Source organism: uncultured Brachyspira sp. (genome assembly GCF_944388875.1).
Classification (GTDB): Bacteria; Spirochaetota; Brachyspiria; order Brachyspirales; family Brachyspiraceae; genus Brachyspira.
Genome location: NZ_CALXKQ010000020.1, coordinates 1 through 12,415, shown reverse-complemented (window position 1 = coordinate 12,415; position 12,415 = coordinate 1). Strand labels below are relative to the sequence as shown.

10 protein-coding genes are annotated in these 12,415 nt (G+C 26.5%); 1 reads left to right on the top strand and 9 read right to left on the bottom strand.

Features of this window, described 5'->3' with window-relative positions:
• Nucleotides 1-28 precede the first annotated feature (28 nt).
• Nucleotides 29-1,882: a methyl-accepting chemotaxis protein gene (locus Q0J69_RS10750; protein WP_297207302.1), complete on the bottom strand. Its 1,854-nt coding sequence runs from the start codon at nt 1,880-1,882 to the stop codon at nt 29-31.
• Between the two features lie 258 nt (nt 1,883-2,140).
• Between Q0J69_RS10750 and Q0J69_RS10745 the strand changes: the two genes are divergently transcribed.
• On the top strand, nt 2,141-3,424 hold the full coding sequence (locus Q0J69_RS10745; RefSeq protein WP_297207299.1) for a galactokinase family protein: 1,284 nt from the start codon (nt 2,141-2,143) through the stop codon (nt 3,422-3,424).
• 305 nt (nt 3,425-3,729) lie between these two features.
• Here Q0J69_RS10745 and Q0J69_RS10740 read toward each other — a convergent pair whose 3' ends face one another.
• From Q0J69_RS10740 to Q0J69_RS10705, 8 genes are all read right to left on the bottom strand, one after another.
• Entirely contained in the window at nt 3,730-5,466 is a 1,737-nt protein-coding gene (locus Q0J69_RS10740) for a FapA family protein (RefSeq protein WP_297207297.1), read from the bottom strand.
• Nucleotides 5,467-5,501: 35 nt separating this feature from the next.
• Nucleotides 5,502-6,308: a methyltransferase domain-containing protein gene (locus tag Q0J69_RS10735; protein WP_297207294.1), complete on the bottom strand. Its 807-nt coding sequence runs from the start codon at nt 6,306-6,308 to the stop codon at nt 5,502-5,504.
• A gap of 73 nt (nt 6,309-6,381) precedes the next feature.
• The gene (locus Q0J69_RS10730) at nt 6,382-7,023 is read right to left on the bottom strand and encodes a PASTA domain-containing protein (protein WP_297207291.1); all 642 of its coding nucleotides are present in this window, start codon (nt 7,021-7,023) and stop codon (nt 6,382-6,384) included.
• A 13-nt stretch (nt 7,024-7,036) separates the two neighbouring features.
• Nucleotides 7,037-7,981: a methionyl-tRNA formyltransferase gene (fmt, locus tag Q0J69_RS10725; RefSeq protein WP_297207288.1), complete on the bottom strand. Its 945-nt coding sequence runs from the start codon at nt 7,979-7,981 to the stop codon at nt 7,037-7,039.
• A gap of 42 nt (nt 7,982-8,023) precedes the next feature.
• Entirely contained in the window at nt 8,024-9,481 is a 1,458-nt protein-coding gene (locus Q0J69_RS10720) for a hypothetical protein (protein WP_297207286.1), read from the bottom strand.
• Between the two features lie 13 nt (nt 9,482-9,494).
• Entirely contained in the window at nt 9,495-10,109 is a 615-nt protein-coding gene (locus Q0J69_RS10715; RefSeq protein ID WP_297207283.1) for a hypothetical protein, read from the bottom strand.
• Between the two features lie 121 nt (nt 10,110-10,230).
• On the bottom strand, nt 10,231-10,827 hold the full coding sequence (locus Q0J69_RS10710; protein WP_297207279.1) for a hypothetical protein: 597 nt from the start codon (nt 10,825-10,827) through the stop codon (nt 10,231-10,233).
• Between the two features lie 304 nt (nt 10,828-11,131).
• Nucleotides 11,132-12,415: hypothetical protein (locus Q0J69_RS10705; RefSeq protein ID WP_297207276.1), on the bottom strand; the 1,284-nt coding region annotated here is incomplete at its 5' end.

Here is a 12,415-nt window from a genome sequence, read left to right as displayed (position 1 = left end):
GCTCATTATAAAAACCATTCTATATATTTTATAATTTGAAATAGCTTACAACATCTATAAGTTTTTGTGCTTCGCTGCTTAATGTTACACTGGCATCTTTTGACTGTTCTACTAAGCTAGCATTTTCCTGAGTACTTGCATCCATTCTTAACACTGCCTGATTAACCTGATCCACTCCAGACTGCTGTTCTACTGCTGTTATAGAAATATCCTTCATTATGCTTGCTGTATTTTCTATTTTATCCTTGATATCAGTAAATATCTCCTGAGATTTTCTAGCTGCTTCAGTTGCTATTTTTATTTTCTCATCAGAATCAGCTATTAACGAAGTAATATCTTTAACAGAAGTTTGAGTATTTTGTGCTAAAGTTCTAACTTCTGATGCTACAACAGAAAATCCTCTTCCTTGTTCTCCAGCACGTGCTGCTTCTACAGATGCATTAAGTGCCAATATATTAGTTTGGAATGCAATATCCTCTATTAGTTTTGTTATATTAGTTATTTTTCTGCTTGCTTCATAAACAGCTTCCATACTTTTTGTTGTGCTGTCTATTATAAGTCCAGCCTCTTCTACAGATTTTTTAGAATCATTCATCATATTATTTCCTATAATAGATTTCTCAGCAGAATTTTTTATATTAGAAGCCATCTGCTCCATTGAACTTGCTGTTTCTTCCAGTGATGAAGATTGAGATTGAGTTCTTAAAGCTAAATCATTATTTCCGCTGGCTAATTCTTTTGAAGTTAATTCTATATTATTAGAAGAATCTATTATATTCTCAATTATATTTTTTAATTTTTCTATTGTATTATTAAATCCATTAGCTATTATGCCGAATTCATGATTTTTATATTTATTAGCCAAAAATTTACTTGGAGCAGATACAGTCAAATCTCCGTTTCCAAGTCTATTTAAATCATTAGCTATTCTTGATAAAACTCTTGATATATGTACATTAACATAGCTTATAACTATAAATGAAGTTATAATAAGAAGAATTATACTTAAAATAATAGTTATTTTTATAAGAGTATTTCTATCAGCAAAAAACTCACTGTCAAGCATAGTAACGCACATTATCCAATCTATATTATCAAGTCTGGAAAAAGCCATAACTTTTGCTCCTTCATCTTCATAATGCAAAGTACCTTTTCTTTGAGCATCAGCAGCAGATAATGCATTTTTTGAACCTATTGATATTGTATTAACTTTATTCACATCTTTATGAGCAACTCTTTTTCCATCCTCATCTACAACATAAATATTTCCAGTTTCGCCTATAGTTATTTCAGAAAAATATTTTTGAACAAATGAATCCCATCTTAATTCACCATATAATACTCCTGATACTTTTCCTTCATCATCAAATACTCCTGCTAAAACACCTATAACATAATTATCTGTAACAGATGATAAATATATCTCATCCTCTATTGCATATTTATAATTATTATCTTTTAACTCACGCCATATAGTCTTTTCTGATATTAAATCTAACTGAGTATTTGAAGCAGTATCAAGTACTACATTTCCATTCAAATCAATCAAAGCAAATGCAGAATAATGAGATTCTAATTCTTTTAAAAGCTCATTAAACTCATTATCCGCTATATTCAAATTATCCTGAGAAGGATTTAAGAAATAATCTAAAAATTCAGATTCTTTTGATATAACAGAAGTCAAATCTGCCTGATCTTCTATCCATATAGAAACTAAATCCCTGTATCCGTCGGCAGTTTCCATAAATCCTCTTAAAGCTGTTCTTTCCATAAAAACAGCAGAAGCAGAAATTACTACTATCATAAGTATAAGAAGCATTACAGCTACAGAAGATATGATAGTAAAAGGCATTTTAAATTTTAAAGTTTGCATAAATTTCATAAATAACCCCTATATAAGCTCAATTATTATAATAATATTATATTACAAAAAATTAAAAAAGTCTATAGTAATGTAAATATTTTTTACTATAAAATTTAAAAAATATACTTTTTTTACAATATAAGTAAATTTTTAGTAAATGTATGTATTATTTGTAAATAAAATTTATATAAAATATTTATAATTTTATCTTTGACAAATTTTATATAATTATATATCATAATTAGTAATAATTATTATACAAAAAAGAGGGCTAGTATGTACAATATAAGTCAATTAAAGGAATTATTAAAAGAAAAAAAGATGGATGAAAAATTCTCTCTAATATACGGAGGAGATAAAAACAGCATCTTAGAAGCGTATGACAGATTAAACAACACTATAAAACACTTTGAAAATATAGATAAAAATGAAGAAATATATTTATTTAGTGCCTCTGGAAGAACTGAATTATCAGGAAATCATACAGACCATAATAACGGATGCGTATTAACAGCTTCTATAAATTTGGATAAACTTGCAGTGGTTTCGAAAAGAGATGATAATAAAATAGTGGTTTACACAGACTATTCAAACAATCCTGATGTAATAGATGTTAATAATTTAGATATTGATAAAGATGAATACGGTAAATCTAATGCTTTAAGCAGAGGGGTTTGTGCAGGAATAAAAAATAGAGGCTATAATACAGGCGGATGTACAATATCATTGAATAATAAAGTGCTTATAGGAAGCGGCCTAAGCAGTTCAGCTAGTTTTGAATCATTAATAGGAGAAATACAGAATGCTTTATATAATGATGATAAAATAAGCAGGGTTGATATAGCTAAAATAGGTCAGTATGCTGAAAATGTTTATTTTGGAAAACCATGCGGGCTTATGGATCAAATGGGATGTTCTGTAGGCGGAATAATGTCTATAGATTTTAAAGACAATGATAATCCTATAATAGAAAAAGTAGAATATGATTTTGAAAAAGAAGGCTATGCTCTTATGATAGTTGATGCTAAAGGAGATCATAGTTCGCTTACAAATGAATATGCTGCTATAAGGGAAGAGATGAATGCAGCTGCAAATTATTTTGGAAAAAAAGTATGCAGAGAAATAAATAAGCAGGAATTGATAGATAATGCCTCAAAATTAAGGGAAAAAATCGGAGATAGAGCTATAATGAGAGCATATCACTTTTTGGAAGAAAATGAAAGAGTAATAAATCAAATAAAAGCATTAAAAAATAATGATATAAAAACGTATATAAAACTTATGAATGAATCAGGACTTTCAAGTTTTATGTACTTGCAAAACTGTTTTTCTGTTACTAGCTCAAGAAATATGGGTGTGGCATTAGCAATTACTTTAACAAAAGACTTCTTAAAGGATGAAGGAGCATGCCGTGTACATGGAGGAGGATTTGCTGGTACTATACAGGCTTTGATTCCTATAGATAGTACTGAAGAATATCAAAAATATATGAACTCTGTATTTGGTGAAGGAAGTGCTGTTAAAATAAGAGTAAGACAATCTCCTGTATGTGAAATATAAAAATACAAAAACAAAAAGACAGGGTTTATAAACCTTGTCTTTTTAATATTATACTTGTTTCAAAACTAAATTTATTAATATTTATAAATTTTTATTTAATATTTTAAAATTATAGTTGGGGCTTTGCCCCAAACCCCAGTTCTTTTATTGATATAAAAGAACCAAAAGAACTGCATTTTGCATCTTAAACATACAATTTATACAACATGTAAAACACCTAATTAAATCATAATTAATATTATTTAATATAGCATAAAATAACAAACTAGTAAAATTGTTTGTCAAGCACTTTTGAAACAAGTCTATTAATCTTCTTTTATCTCTCTCGGAAAATCATATTCCTCTAAAGGAAGCAATTTAGGTGCTTTTTCAGATATATCTCTTAATTCTTTAGAGTAAAAATATTCTGTACCTGAAATCTTTTTAGATATATATTTTCTTACACTTGAAATATAAATAGTAACACCTGGGAAAAATCCTTCCATAGAAGTAATGCTGCTATGGGATAATTTTTCAAATTCAGCACTCATCTCATCTCTTCTAGCCTCTAACTGAGCTGTTTCTTTTACAAGATTTGTTATTCTTTTTAATATATCCTTAATACCCTCTCTTTTATTTGCAGGTATTCTTTCTATAAATGCTTTAGGATTTTTAAAATATTCTGTACCTAAAAGAGATTTAATCTTACTAATTTCTTCTTTGTTAGTTTTTACTGTAGAAACTATATTTTTAAACTCAGCATCAGCTTCGGCATCTCTTCCAACTGTAATTGTTGTCTTAGACTCACTCATAGACCCTATACTCTTAGCCCATACACCATTTAAAGCCTTAATATTGCCGCCTATTATAACTCCCTTTCCTTCTAACACTACTACTCTGTCATTACATGCTATTTCAGCATTAACAAGCTGATTAGCTAATATATCACCCTTGCATACTATATTAGCATTTCTAATAAAAGAAGAAAATATTTTACCATTAACACGTATACTGCTGTTAGTTCCGCCTATTATTCCGCCCGATACTATCAAATTTCCAGCACATTCAATTTGAGCATCCTCTATATTTCCCCTAACTAGTATATCTCCTTCTGTTTTTATTATAAAACCAGGAGCAACATTATCTTTAATGATAAGAGATCCATTAACCTCTATGTTTCCAGTAGATAAGTCAACTTTATCTATTTCTGCTACAGTACTTACAGATAATGTATTATTATGATTAGTCAATATACCTCTTATTCCGCTTCTTATAACAATGCCGTCAGGATCAACAGTAACATTTTTTCCCAATTTATAGCAAGGATCCTCATCATAATGAGCTTCCATAACTGTATCATATATATCAAGTCCGTCAATAGCAGGTTTTTCTGGCATAAAATGGGCTATCTGTATTCCTGCTTCTATATTGTGTATAAATCCTCTCTCCTTAAAATCTATAGCACCAGACTCTGATTCTTTACCAGTATCTATACTGAAATCATAATCCAATATAATTTTCTGAACATTGCCGTCTATAGGTTTTTTACCCTCTACAAATACACACATGACTCCTTCATTATACTTCATATTATATTCAACAAGCTCAGCAACCTTATCATAATTTACCATAAGCTTTATAGGAATCCCAGATATAATAGCTTGTATATCTTCTAAACCTAATTGTTTTTTTAATATTTTCTGAGGAGGAAGCACCATAACACCACGCCATTTATCTGACACATTAATAACTGGTATTATAGAAACAGATTTTAATTCATCATAAAATACATATCCATTCGTAGTACTTTTATAAGTACCTGTCATTTTATCAAATTTTACATTTTTACCAGCTTTAATACCTTCGCGTTTAGAAATTGATTTTAATACAGTATCACCTGGATAAACATAATTTCTGATTAATTCATCATATAAATTTTGATCTTTACTATCAACATCAACTACTTGATCGTATATTTCTCTCGTGTTTATTGTATTATCAAATAAGAACTCATAATTATTTGCATCAATTGATAATGCAGGTTTACTGTTTTCGTTAGACATATATTCTCCTTAAATCAATTCAAACACTCAGCTATTTATTTTTTGCATAAAAATAGCATGACATCCCCTCTATTAAATAATTTAACATATTTATCAAAAAAAGCTTTAATAAATTTATTCGGTTTTTTCTCAATAGGTATAGACCCCCAAGAAAAATCGCTAATTATATTAAAACCAATACTTTTCATATATTGAGATAATGTACTTTTGGAAAATAACCATAAATGCTGAGGCATCACAGCTCTCCAAGTTCCCCCATATTTCTTAGCAAACATTCCATCAGCATTAGGTGTTGTAATAGCTAAATATCCTCCTTTAGCAAGTATTCTATATATCTCTTTCAATGTATCGCTAGGATTCGGAACATGCTCTATAACATGAGAGAAATGAATAAAAGAAAAATAATCACTTTCAAAACCTATATCCAATAACGGCTTTTCATAAACCGTGATATTATAATTCTTTCTTGCATATTCTGCTGATGATGAGCATATTTCAACACCTTGAGCATTATAGCCTTTAGTTTTTAAATAATTAAGCATCATACCAGTAGCACATCCTATATCAAGTACATTCTTATTAGGAAGTTCTCCCTCTATTTTCTCAAATCCTATATCCTTTAATGCAAGCTTCATAAGACCGAAAAAATTATCTTGGTTTGCTACTTCATATTCAAAATAATTATCGCTGTATATATCATCTATCTCATCTTGACTTAATATAGGATATTGATATATAAGACCGCAATTTAAACATTTGTTGTAGCTTACTAAATCAGTTTTTATATAAACTTCTGATTTATCGCTGCCGCAAAATTCACATTTACATCCTTTTGATTCCACTGTACAACTCTCCAATGTTATATTCGGAAAAAAAAGATATTTTCTTTATTTTCTATAGTAAAAAATCATATTGTTATTGTTCTTGAGATGTTTTATTATTAACCGTTAATATTATTTCAGTATTCATACTTACCACATCTTCAGGAGAAGGTATTTGAGAAAGAACTACATCATTTTCATACATATTATCGCTTACTTCTACCTTAGGAAGTATTTTTACATTAGTCATACTTGTGATAACATTATTATTAATTATATTTACAGCATCTTCATATTTCATACCTGTAACATCAGGCATTTTCACTAATGCCTGCTCAGCAACATTAATAACTAAATATACTGTTCTTCCTCTTTTTACTTTAATACCTCCTTTAGGCTCCTGACTTACAACTGTACCTAAAGGATAATTATTAAAATAATGTGTTTGTACATTTAAATTCATGCCCTCTTTTTCAAGCATATTAAATGCCTGAAACACATCTATTCCCTGAACATCAGGAAGTACGAAAGATTCTCCGCCAGCCTTAACAGTTACAAAAACAATCATAGTTACAATAATTCCCTGCAAAACAAATAGCAAAACAGCAAAAATTATTAATCTTTTAAATACTAAAAAAGATTTGGGATCGCTTATAATACCATCTGGTAAAATTATTTTTATAAATTTATTGATATAAAATACTATTTTTTTTAATATTTCTTTTAATTTGTCCATACTGTCCTCAATTCTAACTAAAATATTCGCCTTTTATTAATTTATTACCGCATAGAAACTCTTTTACTGTCTGTCGCTTCTTACCTTCCCTTTGCAATTCTTTTATAACATATATACTGTCAAGTGCCTGAATATATATTCCTTCATTATTAAAATCTAATATCTTTCCAAAGTCTTTTTGATTAGCAGAATCCGAAGCTTTTTTGTATTCGCTTCTAAAAACTCTTATAGATATATCTTTATAAAAGCAGTAAGCAGTAGGCCATCTTACGAAAGCCCTTGTCATATTATGCAAAATACATGCATCTTTTGAAAAATCCAATCTGCCGTCTTCTTTTTTTATTTTAGTACAATATGTAGCCAAAGCATTATCCTGCTTAACCATATTTGATATATAATTATCAACATCTTTGAAAAATTTTTCAAGAAGATAAACTCCGCTTTCTTTTATCTTATCATACAAATCATTAAATTGCCAATTATTATCTATACATATTTCATGCTGAAGTATTATATCTCCTTCATCTAATTTTGCATCCATTTTCTGCAATGTGGTTCCGCTTTTCTCTAAACCATAAAGCAAAGCATGCTCAACAGGACTTGCTCCTCTTAATATTGGCAAAAGAGAACCATGTATATTAAGAGGCATTATTTTAGGCAATGCTAATGTTCTTTTATTTAATATTTTACCATAAGCTACTACTATTAAAAAATCTGGAGATATATCTGTAAGCACATTATAAAAATCATCCTTATTAATGCTTTCAGGCTGAAAAAGATTGATATTATTTTGCAATGCTGTTTCTACTGTTGGAGAATTAATAATATTTCCCTTTCTATCTTTTTTTGTATCTATCGGAGCTATAACACCGCATAAATTAACATTCTCAGTTTTTTTTAATTGTAGGATACAATCTGATGTAAAGTCTGTAGAACCTGCTATTACAACATTATACATAGTTACATTATATATTTTTATCGTTAAATGTCAAATACTAAATTAAAAAGTGTCATGCAATTGTATGCCCTTAGTATCCGATAAAAACTGTATAAATAAATTGAATATTATAGGGTCTATTTTTATCTTATCTTCTATAAAATTTTCTTTCATAAACATTATAACTTCATGAGGATTTTCATTTCTGCTTCCTCCCATAAAAGTTAAACTGTCATATATATCTGCAACTTCCAGCATTTTAGCAGGAAAATATGCCAAAGCTTCAGCATTAATAATATCATCAGGTTCAAAAGTCATTAAAAATTCTAATTTATATTTTGGATCATTAATTTTCTTATTCATAAAATTTTTCAATATACTGCTGCCGTAGCCGTAACATTCATGGTGAAGTCCTGCCATTAGAGAAGCTTCATCTTTCTGATTTAATACATATTTAAGAAAATAATATGATTTTGCTGTATGGAAATCTTTAAAATCTCCGTCTTTTATAAACTCATCTGTTGGAACAAAATCCATCATATTAAGCATTGTAGTATCATGATAAAAAGCACCTATAGAATAATTAACTATCTCAGAAGAAGTAAATTTTCTTATCCCTAGTTTAAATACATTTTCTAATTTTTCTATAGTTGTAACAACATTATAATGAGAGAGTATCTTTCTATACTGTTCTAAATATATATTTTTATAATCCTGTCTTAACCTATTGCTTAATCCTTTATTAAATACATTATTATAATAGTATAAGAACTCTATCATAAGTATGCATACTCTATTGCTGTGGCTTAATATATTAGCATCATTTAACATGTCCAATTTGTCAAAAATATCTCTAAAAACATAATCTTTTTCTAAATATGAAACTATAGAACTAATTATATGTACTATCAAATTTTCTGTTTCAACATTGAATTTTTCTGAAACATTTTTTTTAGAGCTTTTAATATATTTAAGATATCTTATAAAATCTAATCTGGCTATCATACCAAGCCCAGTTAATAAACGTTCTATATCAATAGCTATCTCATTAGTTACTTTTGGTGCCTTAGCTTCAAGTTTTAATTCATCTAAATAAGGCTTTAATACATATAATCTATTATTCGTTTTCTCATTAATAATTTTATTTAGCAGATTATCATTAGCAGACTTTAATTTATCATAAAAAGGCATACAGTTTTTATAAATATGATAGAAATATCCATATTCATCATATTTATTAGCATCCATACCATCAACTACTGTATTAGTGTTAGTTTCAGGATTACCCAAATTAAAAAATTTACTTGAAAAAGATGATATATAATATTTTGCATCTTTTAATAAATTATTTTTAGCATTATTCTCCTCTATTAAGGAATCTATAGAAGTTCCTGGAATAATAATGCTTATAGAATTAGAATTTACGCATGTAATTTCTATATTCTCTTTAATTATCATCTCCCGCATTTCAACGATTTTGTCAAAATTAATTTCATAATATTTGTTCATTGATTTAAACATAATATTTCCTCAATTACTTTTCCATCTCTTGTAAAATGTCTTCTATATGCTTAAGCTGTCTGTCAGCTGTTTTATTATAGTCTATTTCTCCAAGTGCTATTTTATATGCTTTATCTATTAAATTATCCATTTCTAATTTAGCTTTGTTTTTCATTACTTTATCAGCTAATTCTTTTGTTAAAGCCCATCTTTCTTTAGCCAAATTATAAAAAAATACAGCATATTCAAAACTTTTCTTTATATCCTCATCAAATTGTGAATTATAAAAATAATAGTTTTCTTTATCATAAAGACCTGCAAGATAAATATAATTCTGAGTAATTAGATAATTAAACTGCATGTGCATTAGATCTTTGTATCTAGTATATGCCTCTTCTGTTTCTATGATAGTCAAAGCCCTATTTACAAAATCAAAAGGGGCATTCAAAGCTCGCTCAAGATAATCCACATTTCTAAGCAAATCATACTCGCCGTAATAAGAAGGCAATGCATAAAGTCTGTAATAGTCTTCAGCATATACTATATAACCATAATCTTTTTTCTCTACTATGGTTGATTCTTTCATACCTATTTTAGGATACAGATTAACACTAAAAATTATAATTAATAATACAACTATTTTTTTCATATTGAAAATCTTATATAAATTAAAATACTGCTATTATTAACGGTATAAATCAAATATTTCTTTATTTATTTATATACAAATAAAAAAAAATGCAGCACAAGAAGTTAAATGAAATTATATTCTAATTATTAACCGTCTCAGAGTTAGTTTTTAAATCTCTATTAATCTCTTCTATCCTATAGCTTGGTAATACATTTAATAATCGATCTTTTAATCCTCTTTCAACTGTTTCAAAAATTACTATATTGGAATTATTATATATTATTTCATTATTTTTAAAATTGTCTATATATATAAAACTAGATTTATAAAATGAAGAAGCTATATAATCAAAAATAGCTACACCATAAGAATCTCTTATAACTAAAGCATTATCTGATAAAATATTAGATATAGATTTTGTTCTTACAACATTATTTTGTAGATTAGGATCAACAGAATACAAATAATTTTTTATTGAATAATTAGAATGATATATATCTAAATTTAATATTTCATAATTAAGTCTAAAATCTGTATAATAATCACTTTCATATTTATTGTATAAATAATTATGTCTATACTTATTAGTTATTTCATATATATTTATATCATCCAAATTATCTATGTATATATTAAAGTACTCCATCAATTTTTTATAAGCAATGTAACCAGATAAATTATTCCAATGAGTATAATCTGAATATTTATAATATAATTGATATCTATCTTTATACATTATTAGATCTTCTTTAGGATAAACTATTTTAATGTCAGTATTTTTATCGTTGTCTTTCTTTTTATATAATTAGGCATATATTCGGAATAAATTATATCTTTATCAGGACATATCATCAAAACAAAATCATGAAATTAACAAAATTAGAATTAGAATATAACATATTTTTGGAATTTTAAATAGATATAAAAATAGTTTCTACTTGATACCGAAGTCATTTATAAAAATTGAATACTAGATTTTTATAAATGACCTCAATATATAATTATCAGTTAGAAAATGACTTTTGAAACAAGTATTTTAATTAAAATAATGATAACAATCTTTCTTGCAATAAATGCTCTACAGTTTGAAAAATTATTAAATCAGTATCACTATTAATATAAAAATTTGTATTAAAATTAAAATTATAATTATTTAAATAATAAGATCTTGTTTCTCTAAAATAAGAATATATAAAATCTATCATAGATGCTCCAAAAGAATCATGCACAAAAATAATATTATTATCATTTATAGAAGTTGATTTTCTATACGAATATTGCCTATAATTATTAGAACATATGATTATATTAGTAGAATAATTTCTAATGCTATAATCATAATCTATTTTATTTATATACGTATTTCTAACTTTACAAAAAATATTTAAATCAACAATCTTAGAAATATCCACATCTTCTATATTTAATATATAATTATTAATATTTAATTTTTTTATTAAATATGTATAATATATATATGCTCCAGCACGATTCCAATGCGGATCATTATCCCAATATAATTTATATTTATCTTTATATTTAGCTAATTCTTCTGTATTATAAATTATATTAATATCTGTATTATCTCTCAAATACTGCAATATTTGTTCTGTTGATGTCATATGAGATCTATGCTTGTAAATAAAATCTGGAAGATTTTCATCATAAACAAATGACTTATTAGGTGTAATCATTAATACAAATTCTATATTATTTTTTTTCAATTTCTCCCTAAAATTTAATAAATTATTTTTATATATTAATAGTTCATTGGTAGTAACTTTTAAAGCTCCAATATAATTTGATATTTCAGAGCCCCAATACATATTATGATCTCTACCATATATTGCTGTATCTTCAGGATAATGATTAAAAAATAATATATCAATAGTTCTTTTTAATTTGATTAACTGAGTTCTAAAAGCAGTGTTATCTTTATAATAATTTTCAAATTGTAAAGGATAGTCACTTATTTTTTCTAATGAAAAAATAGGTTTACTTGCTAAAACCCTATTTTCGTAAAGAGAATCAAATTTAGGGAAAAACTTATAAATAATATTAGGCATTGTTAAAAAACATAAAAATAATATTAATATAGATATATGTCTATTATTTAAATATACTTTTCTAAATGATCTAAAATAAAAAACAATATAATCATAAAACAAAAAAATACATAAATATATTAATATTATAATAAATATAGTATTAGTTTTCACTTTTACAATATATTTAACATTATCTATTTTATTTTCTGTTATTTCTTTAGAACTAATTAAAGTACCAAATGGAGTTCCTAAATTATCATTCATTTTTATTTCTTT